24 protein-coding genes and 3 pseudogenes are annotated in these 16,847 nt (G+C 61.3%); 17 read left to right on the forward strand and 10 right to left on the reverse strand.

The annotated features are described in order from the left end of the window. A pseudogene (locus tag JWQ90_RS09100) lies at positions 1-118 on the forward strand (IS630 family transposase); the annotation flags it as partial. A gap of 307 nt (positions 119-425) precedes the next feature. Here JWQ90_RS09100 and JWQ90_RS09105 read toward each other — a convergent pair. Further along, the gene (locus JWQ90_RS09105; RefSeq protein WP_299692419.1) at positions 426-1,367 is read right to left on the reverse strand and encodes a GDP-L-fucose synthase; all 942 of its coding nucleotides are present in this window, start codon (positions 1,365-1,367) and stop codon (positions 426-428) included. 30 nt (positions 1,368-1,397) lie between these two features. Between JWQ90_RS09105 and JWQ90_RS09110 the strand changes: the two genes are divergently transcribed. Next, positions 1,398-1,847, forward strand: coding sequence for a GDP-mannose mannosyl hydrolase (locus JWQ90_RS09110; RefSeq protein WP_299692422.1), 450 nt, complete (start codon positions 1,398-1,400; stop codon positions 1,845-1,847). Positions 1,848-1,964: 117 nt separating this feature from the next. Here JWQ90_RS09110 and gmd read toward each other — a convergent pair whose 3' ends face one another. The 3 genes from gmd to JWQ90_RS09125 form a co-directional block, all read right to left on the reverse strand. Continuing rightward, positions 1,965-3,083 (reverse strand): GDP-mannose 4,6-dehydratase, encoded by a 1,119-nt coding sequence (gene gmd, locus JWQ90_RS09115; protein WP_299692425.1) that lies wholly within the window; start codon positions 3,081-3,083, stop codon positions 1,965-1,967. A 374-nt stretch (positions 3,084-3,457) separates the two neighbouring features. Beyond that, a complete protein-coding gene (locus tag JWQ90_RS09120) occupies positions 3,458-4,291 on the reverse strand; it encodes a response regulator (RefSeq protein ID WP_299692428.1) in 834 nt (277 codons plus the stop codon). Between the two features lie 16 nt (positions 4,292-4,307). Next, the gene (locus tag JWQ90_RS09125; protein ID WP_299692431.1) at positions 4,308-6,005 is read right to left on the reverse strand and encodes an ATP-binding protein; all 1,698 of its coding nucleotides are present in this window, start codon (positions 6,003-6,005) and stop codon (positions 4,308-4,310) included. Between the two features lie 799 nt (positions 6,006-6,804). On the opposite strand from JWQ90_RS09125, the gene JWQ90_RS09130 reads away from it, so the two are divergent. Together JWQ90_RS09130 and JWQ90_RS09135 are read left to right on the forward strand one after the other, a co-directional pair. After that, a complete protein-coding gene (locus tag JWQ90_RS09130; RefSeq protein WP_299692434.1) occupies positions 6,805-7,074 on the forward strand; it encodes a DUF1778 domain-containing protein in 270 nt (89 codons plus the stop codon). Continuing rightward, the gene (locus tag JWQ90_RS09135) at positions 7,067-7,567 is read left to right on the forward strand and encodes a GNAT family N-acetyltransferase (protein ID WP_299692437.1); all 501 of its coding nucleotides are present in this window, start codon (positions 7,067-7,069) and stop codon (positions 7,565-7,567) included. Before JWQ90_RS09130 ends, JWQ90_RS09135 begins: the two co-directional genes overlap by 8 nt. A gap of 449 nt (positions 7,568-8,016) precedes the next feature. Here the strand turns inward: JWQ90_RS09135 and JWQ90_RS09140 are convergent, their stop codons facing one another. Together JWQ90_RS09140 and JWQ90_RS09145 are read right to left on the reverse strand one after the other, a co-directional pair. After that, positions 8,017-8,226, reverse strand: coding sequence for a type II toxin-antitoxin system RelE/ParE family toxin (locus JWQ90_RS09140; protein ID WP_299692440.1), 210 nt, complete (start codon positions 8,224-8,226; stop codon positions 8,017-8,019). Continuing rightward, complete coding sequence (locus tag JWQ90_RS09145; protein WP_299692443.1) at positions 8,223-8,423, reverse strand: hypothetical protein; 201 nt, start codon at positions 8,421-8,423, stop codon at positions 8,223-8,225. The genes JWQ90_RS09140 and JWQ90_RS09145 overlap by 4 nt, the downstream gene beginning before the upstream one ends. Positions 8,424-8,716: 293 nt before the next feature. Here JWQ90_RS09145 and JWQ90_RS09150 point away from each other — a divergent pair, with 293 nt between their 5' ends. Both JWQ90_RS09150 and JWQ90_RS09155 read left to right on the forward strand, forming a co-directional pair. Further along, on the forward strand, positions 8,717-8,998 hold the full coding sequence (locus tag JWQ90_RS09150; protein ID WP_299692446.1) for a type II toxin-antitoxin system HigB family toxin: 282 nt from the start codon (positions 8,717-8,719) through the stop codon (positions 8,996-8,998). Next, a complete protein-coding gene (locus JWQ90_RS09155; RefSeq protein WP_299692449.1) occupies positions 8,995-9,423 on the forward strand; it encodes a hypothetical protein in 429 nt (142 codons plus the stop codon). Before JWQ90_RS09150 ends, JWQ90_RS09155 begins: the two co-directional genes overlap by 4 nt. A gap of 676 nt (positions 9,424-10,099) precedes the next feature. Here JWQ90_RS09155 and JWQ90_RS09160 read toward each other — a convergent pair. Further along, positions 10,100-10,462, reverse strand: coding sequence for a hypothetical protein (locus tag JWQ90_RS09160; protein ID WP_299692452.1), 363 nt, complete (start codon positions 10,460-10,462; stop codon positions 10,100-10,102). Next, positions 10,443-10,589 carry a hypothetical protein gene (locus JWQ90_RS09165; protein ID WP_299692455.1) on the reverse strand — a complete coding sequence of 49 codons (147 nt, stop codon included), beginning with the start codon at positions 10,587-10,589 and terminating at the stop codon, positions 10,443-10,445. Before JWQ90_RS09165 ends, JWQ90_RS09160 begins: the two co-directional genes overlap by 20 nt. Before the next feature lie 358 nt (positions 10,590-10,947). On the opposite strand from JWQ90_RS09165, the gene JWQ90_RS09170 reads away from it, so the two are divergent. Further along, positions 10,948-11,226 carry a type II toxin-antitoxin system RelE/ParE family toxin gene (locus JWQ90_RS09170; RefSeq protein ID WP_299692458.1) on the forward strand — a complete coding sequence of 93 codons (279 nt, stop codon included), beginning with the start codon at positions 10,948-10,950 and terminating at the stop codon, positions 11,224-11,226. Between the two features lie 13 nt (positions 11,227-11,239). After that, on the forward strand, positions 11,240-11,524 hold the full coding sequence (locus tag JWQ90_RS09175; RefSeq protein ID WP_299692461.1) for a HigA family addiction module antitoxin: 285 nt from the start codon (positions 11,240-11,242) through the stop codon (positions 11,522-11,524). 57 nt (positions 11,525-11,581) lie between these two features. Here JWQ90_RS09175 and JWQ90_RS09180 read toward each other — a convergent pair whose 3' ends face one another. Continuing rightward, positions 11,582-11,863, reverse strand: coding sequence for an addiction module protein (locus JWQ90_RS09180; protein WP_299692463.1), 282 nt, complete (start codon positions 11,861-11,863; stop codon positions 11,582-11,584). 415 nt (positions 11,864-12,278) lie between these two features. On the opposite strand from JWQ90_RS09180, the gene JWQ90_RS09185 reads away from it, so the two are divergent. Both JWQ90_RS09185 and JWQ90_RS29165 read left to right on the forward strand, forming a co-directional pair. Continuing rightward, complete coding sequence (locus JWQ90_RS09185) at positions 12,279-12,479, forward strand: hypothetical protein (protein WP_299692468.1); 201 nt, start codon at positions 12,279-12,281, stop codon at positions 12,477-12,479. Continuing rightward, a pseudogene (locus JWQ90_RS29165) lies at positions 12,476-12,729 on the forward strand (hypothetical protein). Before JWQ90_RS09185 ends, JWQ90_RS29165 begins: the two are co-directional and overlap by 4 nt. Before the next feature lie 116 nt (positions 12,730-12,845). Here the strand turns inward: JWQ90_RS29165 and JWQ90_RS09190 are convergent. Continuing rightward, positions 12,846-13,130, reverse strand: coding sequence for a hypothetical protein (locus tag JWQ90_RS09190; protein WP_299692471.1), 285 nt, complete (start codon positions 13,128-13,130; stop codon positions 12,846-12,848). Here JWQ90_RS09190 and JWQ90_RS09195 point away from each other — a divergent pair. The 7 genes and pseudogenes from JWQ90_RS09195 (at position 13,129) to JWQ90_RS09225 (ending at position 16,526) form a co-directional block, all read left to right on the forward strand. After that, positions 13,129-13,419 (forward strand): hypothetical protein, encoded by a 291-nt coding sequence (locus JWQ90_RS09195; protein WP_299692475.1) that lies wholly within the window; start codon positions 13,129-13,131, stop codon positions 13,417-13,419. The genes JWQ90_RS09190 and JWQ90_RS09195 overlap by 2 nt on opposite strands. A 3-nt stretch (positions 13,420-13,422) precedes the next feature. After that, positions 13,423-13,857 (forward strand): hypothetical protein, encoded by a 435-nt coding sequence (locus JWQ90_RS09200; protein WP_299692478.1) that lies wholly within the window; start codon positions 13,423-13,425, stop codon positions 13,855-13,857. Positions 13,858-13,870: 13 nt separating this feature from the next. Next, positions 13,871-14,290, forward strand: a complete 420-nt coding sequence (locus tag JWQ90_RS09205; protein ID WP_299692481.1) for a hypothetical protein — start codon at positions 13,871-13,873, stop codon at positions 14,288-14,290. Next, positions 14,287-14,673 carry a type II toxin-antitoxin system VapC family toxin gene (locus JWQ90_RS09210; protein WP_299692484.1) on the forward strand — a complete coding sequence of 129 codons (387 nt, stop codon included), beginning with the start codon at positions 14,287-14,289 and terminating at the stop codon, positions 14,671-14,673. Before JWQ90_RS09205 ends, JWQ90_RS09210 begins: the two co-directional genes overlap by 4 nt. A 53-nt stretch (positions 14,674-14,726) precedes the next feature. Next, positions 14,727-15,026: pseudogene (locus JWQ90_RS29170) on the forward strand (UDP-glucose 6-dehydrogenase); the annotation flags it as partial. Positions 15,027-16,063: 1,037 nt separating this feature from the next. Continuing rightward, entirely contained in the window at positions 16,064-16,333 is a 270-nt protein-coding gene (locus JWQ90_RS09220) for a BrnT family toxin (protein WP_299692490.1), read from the forward strand. Continuing rightward, positions 16,308-16,526, forward strand: a complete 219-nt coding sequence (locus JWQ90_RS09225) for a hypothetical protein (RefSeq protein WP_299692493.1) — start codon at positions 16,308-16,310, stop codon at positions 16,524-16,526. The genes JWQ90_RS09220 and JWQ90_RS09225 overlap by 26 nt, the downstream gene beginning before the upstream one ends. Positions 16,527-16,847: the final 321 nt, after the last annotated feature.

Below are 16,847 nucleotides of genomic sequence, written 5' to 3' on the forward strand. Positions count from 1 at the left end.
CGACGCGATTCGTAGCTTCACCGCCGCTTACAACAACAATGCCGCTCCCTTCGTCTGGCGTAAGCGTGAGGTCAAGGGCGCTCAGCTTCGAAACACTATCGTTAACTTGCGCAATTAGACACTAGTGCTTAATTGCATAAGTCCTGTTGCATTCAAGCGCTCTGGCGCCCCGCAAGTGAAATGCAACGAAGTGTAAAAAAGCCAGTTACTTTAATTACCGCCGTGAGATACTCGCTCCCGCCATTTCTATGTTGAGAAAGGGCCTGCTGTCGGAGCGTCTCCATGTTTTACGAAGATCACGTGACCGGCGAGCGCCGGGTCAAGCGGCGTTATGTTTGGGGCATTGCCGGTTTCACTCTGGGCGTCGCCGTCACGACGGCTCTCTTCGCCATATTCTGATCGCCTGATCAGGTACCCCGCAGCGATCAGACTCGCAGCGCCCCGGCCTGATCCAGGAACCAGCGATAGGTTTCTGCCAGGCCCTCGTGCAGCCCGATCTTCGCCTTCCAGCCCAGCGCGCTGAGGCGGGCCACGTCCATCAGCTTGCGTGGCGTGCCGTCTGGTTTGGTCAGGTCCTGCACGATCCGGCCCTCGAAGCCGACCACCTGTTTGACCAGCTCCGCCAGCTCGCGGATCGTCACGTCATCGCCGACGCCGACGTTCAAGAAATCCTCGCCCGAATAGTGCTGCATCAGAAACACGGCCGCATCGCCCAGATCGTCCACGTGCAAAAACTCGCGGCGCGGCGTGCCGGTGCCCCACATCACCACATCGGAGTCGCCGCGCTGCCTGGCCTCGTGAAACTTGCGGATCAGCGCCGGCAGTACATGCGAGTTTTCGAGATTGAAGTTATCGCCCGGCCCGTACAGATTGGTCGGCATCAGCGATATCGCATCGAAGCCATATTGCTTGCGATACGCCTGGCACATCTTGATGCCGGCGATCTTGGCGATCGCATACCACTCGTTGGTGGCTTCCAGGGGCCCGGTCAGCAGGCAGGACTCCGGCATCGGCTGCGGCGCCAGCTTGGGATAAATGCAGGAGCTGCCCAGGAACGCCAGCTTCCTGGTGCCATGTTTCCACGCCGAGTGGATCACATTGGTCTGGATCGCGAGGTTGTCGCGGATGAACTCGGCCGGGTAGATATTGTTGGCGTGAATGCCGCCGACCTTGGCCGCCGCCAGGAACACATAGTCCGGTTTCTCGGCCGCGAAGAACGCATCCACCGCCGCCTGGCTGGTCAGCTCGACCTCGGCGTGCGTGCGCAGCAGCAGGTTGGTGAAGCCCTGCTTCTGCAGCGAGCGCACGATCGCGCCGCCGGCGAGGCCGCGGTGGCCAGCTACGTAAATCTTTGCTGCAGAATCCATCATCTACTCCGTCTCAAGTTCGGTTGAAACATGCACAGCAATCAACATTGGCTGGAAGTGATCCAGCGCACGCCGCTGGTCTCCATCGACCTCATTCTGCGCGACCCGCAAGGCTGTGTATTGCTCGGCCTGCGCAGCAATCGCCCCGCGCAGAACACCTGGTTCGTGCCCGGCGGCGTGATCCGCAAGGACGAGCCCTTGGACCAGGCCTTTGCCAGAATCGCCCACACTGAGCTGGCACTGACGCTAGCGCGGGACCAGGCGCGGTTCCGCGGTGTGTATCAACACTTCTACGACGACAACTTTGCCGGCGAACCCGGCGTGTCTACGCACTACGTGGTGCTGGCCTACGAGATGACCGTACCCGACCTGGCGCCGCTAGGCCCGCTGGACCAGCATCGCGCCTTGCGGCTGTTCACGGTGGAAGAGGTGCTCGGCGATGCGGCGGTTCATGGCAATACGAAAGCTTACTTCGAGTAACAAGACACCCTCTCCCCCCGCTACGCGGGACCCTCCCCCAGGGGAGGGAACATCAAAAGCTGGCGCGGTTCCCCTCCCCTGGGGGAGGGTCCCGCGTAGCGGGGGGAGAGGGAGTTTCTACTCGTGAAAATCAAACGCCTGAAACCCCGCCAGCTTCACCAGGCTATCCCGCTTGGCGCTCTTCAAATCTTCGCGCACCATCTCACTCACCAGCTCCGCGAACGTAATCTTCGGCACCCAGCCCAGCTTCTCCTTGGCCTTGGTTGGATCGCCCAGCAGCGTCTCCACCTCGGCCGGGCGGAAGTAGCGCGGGTCCACCGCCACAATCTTGGTGCCCGGCTTCAGCTTCACCTCGGCATTCGTGACCGACGTCACGATGCCCACCTCATTCACCCCGCTGCCCTTCCACTCCAGCGTGATCCCCAGCTCGGCCGCCGCGCGGTCCACGAACTGGCGCACCGAATACTGCACGCCGGTGGCGATCACGAAGTCCTCCGCCACCTCCTGCTGCAGCATCATCCACTGCATCTCGACGTAGTCCTTGGCGTGGCCCCAGTCGCGCAACGAATCCATGTTGCCGAGATACAGGCAATCCTGCAGACCCAGCGCGATGCGCGCGATTGCGCGCGTGATCTTGCGCGTGACGAAGGTCTCGCCGCGCAGCGGTGATTCGTGGTTGAACAGGATGCCGTTGCAGGCATACATGCCGTAGCTCTCGCGGTAGTTCACCGTGATCCAGTACGCATACATCTTGGCCACCGCATACGGCGAGCGCGGATAAAACGGCGTGGTCTCCTTTTGCGGGATCTCCTGCACCAGGCCGTACAGCTCCGAGGTTGAGGCCTGATAGAACTTGGTCTTCTTCTCCAGCCCGGCGATGCGGATCGCCTCCAGCAGGCGCAGCGCGCCGAGCGCGTCGGTGTCCGCGGTGTACTCCGGGCTTTCGAAACTCACCGCCACATGTGACTGCGCACCCAGGTTGTAGATCTCGTCGGGCTGGATCTGCTGCACCAGGCGGATCAGGTTGGTGGAGTCGGTGAGATCGCCGTAATGCAGCACGAACTTGCGGCCGGTTTCGTGCGGGTCCTGGTACAGGTGATCCACGCGGTTGGTGTTGAACAGCGAGGCGCGGCGCTTGATGCCGTGCACCTCATAGCCCTTGTTGAGCAACAGCTCTGCGAGATAGGAGCCATCCTGGCCGGTGACACCCGTAATCAAAGCTCGCTTCACAAACATCCCCTCTTTAAGGTAATGAAAAAAACCATTCGACGATCGATAGCCGCCGATTTTAGACGCAATGCAATATTCCTACCGCGTTGGGTCTGGAGCAGCGTGTGTTGCTGCCGCAGGTTCAGAACGACGAATTACATCCTCAGAATATTCCCTCCTCCCGCGCAGCAGCGGGTGAGGGCCGAGGCTCATCCGTCACAGCGGCGGCTGCGATCCCGCCCCGGCGCTGGCGCGCCGCCCTCACCCAGCCCTTCGGGCCATCCTCTCCCGCCTGCGGGAGAGGGGAGCCGCAGCGGTGCTGCATGCCGGCCGCCGCGGCGCACGCCGAGTGCGGGCGCAACCAACTCCTGCGTCATGGCGAACCACTGGATTGATGCGTGCTACCGCTGTGACGTCAGCTCCACGCCGATGCCGCGATAACCGATGAAGCGGCAGGACTGCGTGAACATCGGCTCCCCGCTCACCTGGAACCGCCGCCGCGAGCCGTCGGCAAGAGTGCGGCTGAATACGAAGTCCAGGAACGGCAGCCGGGCCGCAATATTGTCCCGAAGCACCGCCCGTTCTGCCTCATCCCATCCACGCATCTCGGGGTCGTCACGTTCATCGGCCTTTTCACCGGCCAAGGTGTCGACGCGGATGCCGAGCATCTCCAGCACAGGACCGGAAACCTTGGTGAACACCCCGATCTCGTCCTGCTCCCAATACCAATCCGAGGCCAGCTCGGTCAGCGCGCGATAGCGTGCCTCGCTTTCGCGCAGCTCGGCCGTGCGCTCCTGCACCGTCTGCTCCAGCGTCTCGTTGTAGTGCTCGAGCAATTTGTACAGCAGCCGCACTTCCAGCATGTTGTGGATGCGCGTCTTGACCTCCACCAGATCGAAGGGCTTGCTGATGAAGTCCTTGGCGCCGGCCTGCAAGGCACGCAGCTTGTGCCCCGGTTGGGCGGTGAGCACGATCACCGGCAGATAGCCGTCGGCGTCATTGGTCTTCAGCGCCTCCATCACCTGGAAGCCATCCATGCGCGGCATCTGCAGATCGAGCAGGATCAGGTCGTAGCCGTTCTTGCGATGCAGCGCGCAGACCTCCTGCGCTTTCGTTGTCGAGGCAATGCGGGTATAGCCGGCCTCGCTCAGCAACTGCTCGAGCAGCGCGATGTTCGTATCCTGATCGTCAACGATCAGGATACTGGCATTGAGAATATCGGGCGCGTTGACCATGACGCTTGCCTCTCACTTATTGGGAGCGCGCCGAATCCGCTTTGGCCTTCGCAAATTTCAAGGTCGCGTCCAGCGTATCCATGAACTCGTTGACCTTGATCGGCTTGGTGAGATAGCGGAAGAAACCGGCCTCCAGGCCTTTCGCCACATCGCGGGGTATCGCGTTGGCACTGAGCGCCACCACCGGGATGTGCGCAGTAGCCGGGTCTTCCGCCAGGATCTTCAACGCCTTTATGCCGCTGATGCCAGGCAGGTTGATGTCCATCAGGATCACGTCGGGCAGGGCGGCACGCGCGATCTCGACGCCGCTGATGCCATCCCGCGCGCTGAGCATGCGGATATCCGGCCGGCGCGCGATCAGATCCTCCACCAGCATCAGATTGGCCGGGTTGTCCTCGACGTAGAGGATCGTCCGCATTTGCATGCCGGCCGGCTCTTGCTGGGCCGGCACCAGCGCCGCGGGTTTGGCCGCGGCACCGTTGTGCCCGGCCGTCAGGTTCAGCTCAAACCAGAACACACTGCCTTTGCCGACCGTGCTTTTCACGCCGATGACGCCGCCCATCAACTCGACCAGGCGCTTGCACACTACCAGGCCGATGCCGGTGCCCTCTTCGATGCTCGCCTCTTGGCCAAGACGATTGAAGGGCTGAAACAGCTGTGCCAGCTGATCCGGAGCCAGGCCCACGCCGGCATCCTCCACGCAAATGCGGATGCGCCCCGGCGTACTCGTCAGGCAGTACACCGCCACCGTGCCGCCGACATTGTTGTACTTGATCGCATTGGAAAGCAGGTTGATCAGCACCTGCTTGATCCGCGTGCGGTCGGCCTTGACGAAGTAGCGGTTCTGAAACTCGGGAAAGGTGATGCTGATCGCGTGCCTTTGCGCCTGCGCCTCGATCAGCGCGCGGCATTCCTGCATCACCTCGGGCAGCGATATGGCTTCCATCGACAATGAAAGCTTGCCGGACTCGATCACGGACAGATCGAGGATCTCGTTGATCAGCTCCAGCAGATACCAGCCCGCCTTCAGAATCTGATCGATGCTGCGTTTCTGCGACACCGTCGGCGTCGGCGTGCCGGAATCCATCAGCTGCGCAAAGCCGAGGATCGCGCTGAGCGGCGTGCGCAGCTCATGGCTCATGCTCGACAGGAAATCCGATTTCGCCAGGTTGGCTTTTTCTGCCATGGCCATGGCCTCGTGCAGCTCCAATTCCACCTGCTTGCGTATGGAATTGTCGGCGCCGATGAGCAGGTATCCGATGATGTCGTCGCAATCATCGCGCAGCGCCGTGATCGACACGATCGCCGGAAAGCGGCTGCCGTCCTTGCAGATATAGGTCAGCTCGTAACTGTCTTCGATACCGCGCGACGCCTTGAACGCCAGGGCCTCGAAGCCCGGCGCAATGACGGTGTCGAGTTCCAGGCTGAGTGCCTGCGCGCGCGCGATCACTTCCTGCGGATCGTGGATATCGCTGGGATTGATCCTGTTGACGACTTCGGCAGCCTGGTAACCCAGCATGCGCTCGGCGCCGACATTGAATAACTGGATGATGCCTTTCTCGTCTGTCGCGATGATCGAGAAATTGGCGCTGGTGAGAATCGCGTTCTGCAAGGCCCCGGTTTTGAGCAAGGCTTCCTGGCGCCGCAGTTCGATCATCCCACTGGCTTTGCCGGCGTCGTCGAGAACGATGGAGTCACTTCCTTTTTCCAACATGTCCGGTATCCGAGGATGAAGCACGCGACGCTCCGCGCTGACCGCTAAGCATCAATCGCCCCCTTATCCCTGGTCTGTACGGTAGCCAACACACCTGTAGTGCCCGACGCGCCGCCGTTCCCCCGCAAGCGGAGGTCGCCGTTGGATTGGCTATAAAGATGAGGCCCTGTTAAGCAGGAACTCTATTGGGTGCTGGAAAACAGCTACGGCATGATGTCCAAACAAATCTTGGGAGTATTGCAGCACTGATGCCACAGCCCCGCATTTGAGTTGGAGTCTTCCGCCGCCGTGCAGCAGGCTTTGCAAACCGCGCTGCAGGGCATCGAGTTCCCTGATGCCCTGCATTGGACTCTGAGCCACGCCTGCGAGGGCCTGCACCGCCCGTACATCGGCAATCCCTTGCCGACACGAAGTCGGCACCGACTACAGGGTCCAAAGATCCACTGCCGCTCACACCCACCTGAACCTGCCCGTCTCGGAACACGGTCGGCTGTTCGCCTTGCTCGGCGCATCCCAGATCACCGTCGAGGCATCAAACAAGGCAGGGAATTCCACCGGCGATAGCGGCTGCAAACTAGGACTCCCGCTGTCGGCCGGTTCAACTTTGGCAGGACTACCAGCGGGTTGGTCCGCGATTAAGCCGAAGCCCAAGTGCCCCTCAAGGCCAAAGTAGCGGGTGAGATCGACGCCAACAGCGCCTACGGCCCACTCGGTCACCTGCATAGCGATCTAAGCCTGCTCATTGTCGTCCCCGTCACAATACGGTAAAATGCCGTACTGAAAGACGAAGGCCAAGGGCATGTCTACCGCACGCTTTGATCTCAAGCTGGACCCGGACGACAAGGATATCGTCGCCAAGGCCGCTGCCCTGATGGGCACGACGATGGCGGGTTTCGTGCGTTCCGCGGCCAAGGAAAAGGCCCAGGCGTTGCTCGAACGCGAGGCCAGAATCACGCTGACGCGCCGTGATGCCGAGGCTTTCGTTGCCGCACTCGATTCCGCGTTCCACCCCAACGCGACCCTTGAGCGGGCGATTTCGCAGGCCAAGCGTCAGGTACGGCGTGCTTGAAGATGTCCCACTGAACCCGGATATCCACGATCGTGCCGGCTTTGACTGCGGCGTTGCGGAGCTGAACGAGTATCTGCGCCGCTTCGCCGGACAGCACCGGCGCATGGGGATCAGTTCAACCTATGTGCTGGTTGATTCCGATCAGCCAAGCCTCGTTTTGGGCTGCTACTCGTTAAGTGCCGCCGAGGTGGATATCGCGCGCTTGTCCGAATCGGATCGTAAAAAGCTCCCGCGCTTTCCCGTCCCGCGCTTTCCCATCCCGTGTTACCGAATGGGGCGCCTGGCATGTCGCACGGATCGCAGAGGCGCCGGTCTTGGGCGCCTTCTTGTCGGCTGTGCCGTTGACCGCTGCCTTCAAACGCGAAAGCTGATCCCGGCCTACGCATTACTCGTCGACGCCAAGGATGCCGGGGCCAAGGCTTTTTACGAGCACTACGGCTTCACGCCACTGGTCGACCGCGCCACGACACTGTATCTGCCGTTCGGTCGCTGATGGCCGCATTCCGCTGTAACCGGTGGCACCCCATCCCGATTGTCCCGCTACCTTCACCTGTCAGCGAAAACTGACCCTGCCCACGCTCGTCGCCACCGTGGCCGGCCACAATCGCGGCTATGACGGAAGAGCCGCAAGGCCCTCACCCCCCGCTCCGCGGGACCCTCTCCCGCTTGCGGGAGAGGGGAATAACAGAGCGCCGCCGTTCCCCTCTCCCGCAAGCGGGAGAGGGTGCCCCGAAGGGGCGGGTGAGGGCCTGCCCTGCCCGTAGGTCGGCAATCCTTTGCCGACGTGAGGCTAATACACACCCTGGCGCAGCGAGTCCGCTGAGGGCCTGACAGCCGGTAGCACTCATCAGTGATTACTGAGCTGCCCTGGATCGATCGGCAGCTTTTGGCGATAGTGCTTCACAGTGACGATTTCGATCCGATCAACTGTGACCCGATAGATCAACCGAAACGGTCGTTCGAGCAACTCCCGCAGATCGTCATCGGATATTCCGGCAGGCGCCGGCCGGTTAGCGGCGGGGTCGCCAGCGTGCGCGAGCGGCGTAGCAGACGCGCTGCGACTTCGCGGGCAGCCTGGGGCGAGTCTTGGGCGATATAAGCCTGGATGTCGAGAAGCCGGGCGCGCGCTTCCGCCGTCCAGTAGACCTTCATTCCTCTATGCCGAGCTCTTTCATCAAGTCCTCGACCGGAATCATGCGCCCGGCTTTGGCATCGGCCAGACCGCGATCGATCGAGGCGCGCAACTCCATCTCGTAGGCCAAGTCTTCCCAACTTGCATCTTCAGGGAGCTGGTCGATCAGCGCATGCGCTTTTTGCTTGAGCGTAGCGGCGGGCGAAGTGGTTGGCATGAAAGTGGTCCTCAGTCCGGCATCCAGTTTAGCCGCCAACCGCGCAGCGGCGAAACAGAGGCGCCGTCGTCCCCTCTCCCGCAAGCAGGAGGGAGTGCCCCAAAGGGGCGGGAGAGGGCCTACTCCAGCGCCTAATGGCCAATGACTCATGCCGCTGTGAGGGTGTTTCAGATCGCAACAGGCCGAGACTCGCCGTGGTCCAGCTGCTCGGCGAGCATCCTCAACGCCAACGCCTCGGCCATCACGATTCATTGCAGATTGCAATACATTACAAACTGCAATAAAATGCAGGCATGCACATCATCGCCAAACGCAGCCTGCGGGCGTTCTGGGAGCGATTCCCTGAGGCCGAGGAGCCTTTGACGCGCTGGCATGCCGTGCTCGACAAGGCGGCGCCTGCCAGCTTTGCCGAACTCAAGGCGCTTTTCGGCTCCGCCGATTGGGTCGGTGGCTATGTGGTGTTCGACATTGCCGGCAATAAATACCGGTTGGTGGCGGACGTGGTGTTTTTTTCACAGCGGGTTTTCATCAAACAGGTGATGACCCACGCGGAGTACAACCGATGGAAGCCATGAGCGGGGCCAACCTGGCCCAAGTTACGCGACACTACGGCGAGTTCGCCCGGGCCGCCGGCTTCGCCGCGGTCCGCAACGAGACGGACTACGACCATGCGCTCGCCTTGGTGGAGGCGATCCTGACCGCCAATCGCGACAGCCCTGGCCGCGAAGACCCGGACCATCCGCTGTCCGGGCTGCTGGACCTGCTGGTGCCGGCCATCCAGGCCTATGAGGCGGTGCATTACCCGATGCCGCAGGTGCCGCCGCATGAAGTGCTCGCCTACCTGATGGAAACCCAGGGCCTCACGCAGTCCGAGCTGCCCGAGGTAGGCAACCAGAGCGTGGTGAGCTTGGTTCTGGCCGGCAAGCGCCGCCTGAACGCCCGGCAGGTAGCGGCGCTGGCGAAGCGCTTCAAGGTTTCTGCTGACGTGTTTCTGGCCTGAGTCGCGCCTCAAGGTCCGCCATCCGCTCCGCTCCAGCACACGATAGCGGACTCGATTGCGCATCGGCTTCGCTTTTCCCCTCCCCTGGGGGAGGGTGCCCCGCAGGGGCGGGAGAGGGCCGAATCGTGAGATTGTTAGGCGAAGGTTGCTACTGCGACGCGGACCTGCCGACGGACCCTGAACCCGACGAAGGTAGGTCGGCAATCCTTTGCCGACGTGCTCAAGGGATCAGGGCGCACACGTCGGCAAGGGATTGCCGACCTACGTCGCTGGCGGGGCAGAGCCGGTTCATGGAGAGGGTGGCGCGAAGCGCCGGGAGAGGGGCTGCCCCCCAATAAGCAGTTCCGAACATCAAATTACTACTTCAGAACTCCGGCCCCGATCTTCTCCAACATCCAAGCCAATCTTCCCTGACATTCTCCCCGCACCAAAAAGAAACGGCACCGATGTTCCCCAACATCAGCGCCAAACTTGTATAAGTATCTTTAACTAGCTCAGAACATCTTCCCCGATGTTCCCGAACATCAAATTGATACTTCTGAACATCGGCCCCGATGCTCAACAACATCGACGCCGATCTTCAGAACATCGGAGAGCAGCTTTCGAACATCCAAGCCGTACTTCCGAAGCTATTATTTCTTGCCAAAATCATCGAGCGCACGATATTCAAGGCCCTCTAGCTGCCAGCAGGCTCCTTGGTTGATCTTTTGGCGAGCGTGGGTGCACCAGGAAAGCGCTGCTGCAGATCGTTATAGATGCTCTCTGCGCCTGCGTGGCCGCGCTTGGCGGCTTCCTTCACGCTGTTGTAATAGGCCAGATCCGCCGACCAGGCCTCGCTGGAAATGATCATCAGCGAATCGTCCACACTTTCGGACAGCGAGATCAGGTCGGCAGAAAACCGCATCATCTGGCTGCGCAGATCGCGATCCTTCTGCACCTCGGCAATTGAAACGAAACCCGGCAGAAACTCGGGGTTGCTCTCCATGTAGATCTTGCACTTGTCGTCAAAGCCCACCGACTTATCGCCCATCTTGAGCATTTGTTGCCGCTCCTTCGGCGAGAGCTGCTGCAGAAAAGGCATCTTGCTGCGAGCGGTGGCGACCGCTGGTGACTGCCAACACATCTTCGGTGCTCATTACAGCGGAAATACGGTTGTCATTCGACATGGTGATCCTCAGTAGATTGGTAAAAGCGGAAACGGCTATTTCCGCGAAACCAAAATAATCAGATCGCCGACTGCAAATTGAAATACGTCACGGATCTGTAATGACGCGGCGTTCTCCTATGCGCAAAAAGAGAAGCAGCGCACGGTTCATCGCGTAGGTTGGGGTGAGCGCAGCGAACCCCAACGTGTGCCCGCGCCGATGTTGGGGTCCGCTGCGCTCACCCCAACCTACACGGCTCAGCCGTCTTCGGAGATGTGTAGACACCCATGGCTTGCGGGGGAGGGCCGGGGCGGGATCAAGCCGGCTGCGACCCGCACCCGAGACTGGTAGTACTACGCCGGCCGTAGTACGCTGGCTCGTGATCAAGTCATGGGCCAACAGCGCGACCCGCAAGCTGGCTGAAGCGGGCAAGTCCAAGTTCACGGGCTTGGACCAGGACGCTGCCCTTGAACTGCTTGCCGCCCTGGATGCGGCCTCGGCGCTCAGCGACCTGAGCCCACTGAAATCAGTTGGCCTGCACAAGCTGACGGGTGACCGGAAAGGGCAATGCGCCATGACGATCAATGGGCCCTGGCGAGTCTGCTTCCGGTTCGAAGATGGAGACGCCTGGGAAGTAGAGATTGTGGATTACCACTGATGAAGGAGCACACATGATCGCCGTACATCCCGGCCGCATTCTCAAGCGGGAACTGGCTGCCCGCAATCTGTCGGCGAACCGCCTGGCGCTGTCCCTGCGGCTGCCGTCTGGCCGGATCACCGAAATACTCGGCGGCAAGCGGGGCGTCTCGGCCGACACTGCGCTGCGCCTAGGGCGCTACTTTGGCAATAGCCCCCGATTCTGGGCCAACCTGCAAACCGCCTACGAACTAGCTGAAGAAAGCCGCATCAACGGCGAGCGCGTCGCCGCCGAGGTCACGCCAGCGGAAGCCGCATAAAAAAATGTAATCCGGATCGCCCCTTCTGCAACAGCGTCCGCATCCTCGATAATCTGATTAGACCCTGGGGCGACCAAGCCAATAGCCCGGACGCTGGCGATGATGGGCGAAGGCCGCGACAAGAATAGCTCGAGCCTTTTTTGCGACCTCACTTCCAGGAATGGCGGCGACGTGGCCGGCGTCGAATTCAGCGGCCCGACGCGCCGACTCCTCACCCCAGATGCGATCAAACTCTGGCTCCGATACATCCTCCAGGCTCAACAGCAACCGATGAACAAGCGCGGCGCGCGCCTCCAAGGGCAGCGCGAGGGCTTCAGCTTCAATATGGCTTGCGTCCATGCCGTGATTCTACCCACCCGGTCAAGCGGGGTCTAACGCCGTAAATCAGGCCGGAGAGGGTGCCCCAAAGGGGCGGGTGAGGGCCTGCCCTGCCCGTAGGTCGGCAATCCTTTGCCGACGCGAGGCTCACACACCCTGTCGGCCGGAATCGTGTGATTGCCCGCGACCGGCAAGCACCGGCGTACTGAAATAGCCTCGTAAACGCGCTAGAAACTCCACGGCCGACTATTCGGCCCGCTCGGCGCATCCCAGGCCACCAATCAGGCATCCAACAACGCAGGCAGCTCCAGCGACGACGGCACCGGCCGGTCCTACGGCCTGGGCGGCGGGCCCCCACGGCATGACTTGAAGAAAGGGGGATAGTCGATGAGCTTGTCCGAAGGTACTATCGGCCAAAGTCAGTGACGGAGCGCCCATGAGCCCCATAGAGCATCTTGAGCAGCAAGTGCAACAACTGGCACCCCACGACTTCGCAAAGTTCCGGGAGTGGTTCCATGAGTATGAGTGGCAGGCTTGGGATCGGCAGATAGAGAAAGACTCAAAAGCTGGGAAACTTAAAGAGTTGGCTGACAAGGCTCGCGCGGATCATGAGGCGGGCCGGACCTCTCGCATTTGATACATCACGCCAATGCAGACTTCTGGTTTCATTACCGAAATCTCCCTGAAGACGTTCAGCGCCTTGCAGACAAGGCATACAAACTGCTGCAAGAGAATCCGCGTCATCCCTCTGTGCCGTTCAAAAAGTGGGTGAGCTTTGGTCAGCCAGAGTCAATCTCAACTACCGTGCATTGGCAACAGAAACGTCCGATGGCTATGTCTGGTTTTGGGTTGGCACCCACGCTGAGTATGAAAAGTTGCTGAGCTAGCCAGGCTCTAGCCATCAAGGCCTCGCTGGCCACCACCGACAGCGTGTCTCTCGCCTGGTTGGTGAACATAACCAGCTCGATATACACCCGCATCGGCTGCGTGCGCAGCTCTCTCACTACCAAATCGTCGTATCGCCCTTGGTAGACAAAACAATCAGATCCGCGCCAACGCGAAGCGTATCCGTCACCGCCATCTCGCCGCCCAAGCCATAGGACAAATCTGAGCTATCGTCCTTGGAGCTTCCACCCCATTCGCATCGAGGTGTGAGCTGCGCGTTGGCGCCGATGTCAGCGACACGCGCCGCCGGATGCTGGCCGACGCGCTGCAGGACATCGACCAGGTAGTCCCGGCGCCTTTCGCGTGCTATCTTTTTGTTATCACCACCCGGAGCGAACACCATGCCCGCCAACCCCCAGACCGACGAAGGCCCCGTCACAAACAAGACCCTGCTGCGCTATCGCACGGCCGACAGTTTCATGGGCGTCACCCGCAAGACCGCTTTGGCCGTCGCGCGTCAGCTCGGCGTGTCCGAAACCCAGCTCATCCACCAGGCCCTCGCCGAGTTTGTCGGCCGAGTCGTCCCGCAGTACGAGACGCCCGACGATGAAATCAGCGGCGCGCAGTGGGCGGCCCTGGACACGGTCAGCGCCAAAACCGAGCACGGTGAATCACTCGGAAAGCTGTTCTGATCCGTGCCCAACTTTGCCCTCCCCGAGGCCGGCGACGTGGTGCTGTGCCGGTTTCCCGAGAACATCGCGCCGGGCGTCCCCGGCCCGAAAGCTCGGCCAGGCATCGTTATCGAGACGTTCGAGCACTCAAAGCCAGGGGCGGCCGGTGCAGCGCGAATCTGCTATGGCACCAGCGTTCTCACCAAGCTGTATCCCGGCGAGTTCACGATCGAGCAGAAGAAGCACCCGATTGAGTACAAGAGCGCCGGCATTCGCGACGACACCCGCTTCAATCTGTGCAACATCGCCAAGCTTCCCTACAACGCGACGTGGTTCAAGATTCCCAACTTCCCGAGCTTCGGCCAAAAACCGAAGCTCGGCACCATCCACGCCCAAACCATGCCGCGCCTGATGGCTGCGGCGGCTGAATGCAAGAAGGGACTGCAACGCTTAAGGTAGTGCCATTGGGGTCATGACGTTCGCGCGTCGCGATCGGCCCGGAGCGCCGCTGGCGGTCGATGACCTGTTCGATGGCAGCCTGCAGATTGTGGCCGGCGGCGCGGGTTCGCTAATGGGGGACATTTTGCCGGGCGGGCTACGCCGACACAGGGCGAGCGGCTACACTGAAAGCCGCATCCGAGGAATCATCGACATGAGCACCAAGCGCGTTTCCCTGGCCGAGGCTAACGGCCATCTAGCCGAGCTGATCGACGCCGCCGGCCGTGGCGACGAGATCGTCATCGAGGCCGAGGGCAAGACGCCGGTGCGCCTGACCCTGGTCAAAGCCGAGCGCAAGCCACGCGTGTTTGGTCAGCACCAAGGTATGGTGTCGATCAGTCCGGACTTTGACGCACCGCTGCCGGACGCATTCTGGCTCAGCGGCAATCCGTGAAACTGCTGCTGGATACCCACAGCTTTTTGTGGCTGGACGCGCAGCCGCAAGAGGTGTCCGCCGCCGCGCTGGCGGCTTGCGAGTCGCCGGACAACGAGCTGTACCTGAGCCTAGTCAGCGCCTGGGAAATCCAGATCAAAACGCAGCTCAACAAGCTGAGCCTGCGCGTACCGCTGGAACAGATGATCCAAGTCCAGCAGGCCGACAACGGCCTGCAAATCCTGCCGATCACGCTGCCCCACATCCGCGAACTGTCGTCGCTGCCGCTGCATCACAAAGACCCTTTCGATCGTCTGCTGATCGCCCAAGCGCGCATCGAAGGGGCGTACCTGGTCAGCGCCGACGGCGTTTTCAAGGACTATCCCGTCAATCGGCTGTGGTAGCTCGGCGGCTGACGCCGCCGGTCGCACCTTGTCAGGCGCGCGCCCACAGGCCAAAAACCGCGCAGCTGACCAAGTACGCCGCCAACGCGATGCTGGCCACCAAGATCAGCTTCATGAACGAGATGGCCAACCTGGCCGAGGCCCTCGGCGCGGATGTAGAGAAAGTGCGCGTCGGCATCGGCGCCGATCCGCGCATCGGCTACCACTTCATCTACCCGGGCCGCGGCTACGGCGGCAGCTGCTTCCCCAAGGACGTCAAGGCGCTGGTGCATACCGGCAGCGGCGCGAACTTCGATGCGCAGTTGCTGCAGGCGGTGGAAGCGGTCAACAACCGTCAGAAGACGCTGCTATTCACCCTCCCCGGAGAGGGGAACGGCAACCGCTTTTCCCCTCCCCTGGGGGAGGGTGCCCCAAAGGGGCGGGAGAGGGCCTGCCCCCTCGCCGACACCACGCCAGCACCGACCACAACATCCAACGATATAAACCCGCTAAAAACTCCAACGCACTCCACCAGCGAGCGACCAAATCGTCGTATCCCCCTTGGCAGACAAAACAATCAGATCCGCCCCAACGCGAAGCGTATCCGTCACCGCCATCTCGCCGCCCAAGCCATAGGACAAATCCGAGTTATCGTCCTTGGAGCTTGCGCCACTGACGCTTGTTTTGATGGTGGCCTGCGCAACCCCAAGCAGAGCAAAGAGCCTCCCATGCTCGGAAACCGGCCATATGAGCCTGCCATACCCAGCAAAGCCGGGTAGGTTGGGGTGAGCGCAGCGAACCCCAACGTGAAGTCCGCGCCGATGTTGGGGTTCGCTGCGCTCACCCCAACCTACAGATTAAGCCGAAGCCCAAGTGCCCCTCGAGGCCAAAGTAGCGTGTGAGCTCAACGCCGACATTGCCGCGCACGGCCGCCAAACTGGCACTCGTGTCTTGACTGTAGCCGTCTACCACCGAGATCACACCGGCGCCGCCAATATAGGGTGTGGCTGCTACGGTTTGGCCTGCGGCGAGCAAGGCCGAAATACCGCATACCGCGGCGACATAAAATGGTTTGATGGTTTGCGCCTGAGACGATTGTTGTAAACCCGGCGCCCGCCGGCTTGCCGGATTACCTTGACCCAATGTGTGAAGCCGCCGGGCAGGCATGCCTTTACACCGAAGGAATGACCAAGAGCGACTTTCCTGGCGCTAAGCGCACCCAGCAAGCCGTGGTCCTGAATATCGTCGTGATCGGCGAAATCGCCAGAAGGTGATAAAGGACCACAGCGGCTTCCTCGGCCGGACCACAAGGGCGGGATGCGCTTCGCTCCTCCTGCCCGCGGGTTTGCCTATACGACCTGCGACTGGCCGGCCATAATTATCGACGATTCAGGCCCGTGGAAATTCACTCATGAAGTTCACCTGGGATGCCCGAAAGGCTGCTGCGAATATCCGGAAACACAAAGCGAGCTTCAATGAAGCATCCACCGTGTTTGGCGATTCGCTGTCGGTCACGGTTCCAGATCCAGACCATTCGGTAGGGGAGCGCCGTTTCGTAACCATCGGCGTATCATCTTCAGGCCGGCTCCTGGTGGTCTGCCACACAGAGCCCGAGGACACCATCCGCATCATCAGCGCCCGCCCGGCCACACGCCATGAAAAAAGCAACCACGAAATCTAAGACGGGCCGCGACACAATGCGGGCAGAATACGACTTCTCGAACGGCGTTCGTGGCAAGTACCACGAGGCGTATCACGCCAGCAGCAATGTTGTTGTCCTCGAGCCCGATGTCGCGGCCCGGTTTGCCAACGCGCGCGCGGTCAATGCGGCGCTTAGAGCCGTACTCAAGGCTGCTGAACAAGCACAAGCTTAACCAGAATGGCACTGACTTAAGCCCGCACATCGGTTTCGTCATTCCCGCGAAGGCGGGAATCCAGGACGACGCGGAGCCAAAGCTACAGTTCATACATCACTGGATCCCCGCCCGCCTTCGTGGGGATGACGGCCCTCGCTATGACGGAAGAGCCACAAGCCCTCTCCCCCCGCTCCGCGGGACCCTCTCCCCGGAGAGGGAAACGGCCCGTGCTCGGAAACGGGCCATATGAGCCTGCCATAGCCGGGTAGGTTGGGGTGAGCGCAGCGAACCCCAACATCAGCGCGGACGAATGTTGGGGTTCGCTGCGCTCACCCCAAC

The organism is Hydrocarboniphaga sp., assembly GCF_028291725.1.
GTDB lineage: Bacteria > Pseudomonadota > Gammaproteobacteria > Nevskiales > Nevskiaceae > Hydrocarboniphaga.

Coding starts and splice junctions, on each gene's coding strand:
- JWQ90_RS09105 (WP_299692419.1), bottom strand. CDS start 1,367: ATGGATTCTGCAGCAAAGATTTACGTAGCTGGCCACCGCGGCCTCGCC.
- JWQ90_RS09110 (WP_299692422.1), top strand. CDS start 1,398: ATGCACAGCAATCAACATTGGCTGGAAGTGATCCAGCGCACGCCGCTG.
- gmd (WP_299692425.1), bottom strand. CDS start 3,083: ATGTTTGTGAAGCGAGCTTTGATTACGGGTGTCACCGGCCAGGATGGC.
- JWQ90_RS09120 (WP_299692428.1), bottom strand. CDS start 4,291: ATGGTCAACGCGCCCGATATTCTCAATGCCAGTATCCTGATCGTTGAC.
- JWQ90_RS09125 (WP_299692431.1), bottom strand. CDS start 6,005: ATGTTGGAAAAAGGAAGTGACTCCATCGTTCTCGACGACGCCGGCAAA.
- JWQ90_RS09130 (WP_299692434.1), top strand. CDS start 6,805: ATGTCTACCGCACGCTTTGATCTCAAGCTGGACCCGGACGACAAGGAT.
- JWQ90_RS09140 (WP_299692440.1), bottom strand. CDS start 8,226: ATGAAGGTCTACTGGACGGCGGAAGCGCGCGCCCGGCTTCTCGACATC.
- JWQ90_RS09145 (WP_299692443.1), bottom strand. CDS start 8,423: ATGCCAACCACTTCGCCCGCCGCTACGCTCAAGCAAAAAGCGCATGCG.
- JWQ90_RS09150 (WP_299692446.1), top strand. CDS start 8,717: ATGCACATCATCGCCAAACGCAGCCTGCGGGCGTTCTGGGAGCGATTC.
- JWQ90_RS09155 (WP_299692449.1), top strand. CDS start 8,995: ATGAGCGGGGCCAACCTGGCCCAAGTTACGCGACACTACGGCGAGTTC.
- JWQ90_RS09160 (WP_299692452.1), bottom strand. CDS start 10,462: ATGCTCAAGATGGGCGATAAGTCGGTGGGCTTTGACGACAAGTGCAAG.
- JWQ90_RS09165 (WP_299692455.1), bottom strand. CDS start 10,589: ATGTCGAATGACAACCGTATTTCCGCTGTAATGAGCACCGAAGATGTG.
- JWQ90_RS09175 (WP_299692461.1), top strand. CDS start 11,240: ATGATCGCCGTACATCCCGGCCGCATTCTCAAGCGGGAACTGGCTGCC.
- JWQ90_RS09180 (WP_299692463.1), bottom strand. CDS start 11,863: ATGGACGCAAGCCATATTGAAGCTGAAGCCCTCGCGCTGCCCTTGGAG.
- JWQ90_RS09185 (WP_299692468.1), top strand. CDS start 12,279: ATGAGCCCCATAGAGCATCTTGAGCAGCAAGTGCAACAACTGGCACCC.
- JWQ90_RS09195 (WP_299692475.1), top strand. CDS start 13,129: ATGCCCGCCAACCCCCAGACCGACGAAGGCCCCGTCACAAACAAGACC.
- JWQ90_RS09190 (WP_299692471.1), bottom strand. CDS start 13,130: ATGGTGTTCGCTCCGGGTGGTGATAACAAAAAGATAGCACGCGAAAGG.
- JWQ90_RS09205 (WP_299692481.1), top strand. CDS start 13,871: ATGACGTTCGCGCGTCGCGATCGGCCCGGAGCGCCGCTGGCGGTCGAT.
- JWQ90_RS09220 (WP_299692490.1), top strand. CDS start 16,064: ATGAAGTTCACCTGGGATGCCCGAAAGGCTGCTGCGAATATCCGGAAA.
- JWQ90_RS09225 (WP_299692493.1), top strand. CDS start 16,308: ATGAAAAAAGCAACCACGAAATCTAAGACGGGCCGCGACACAATGCGG.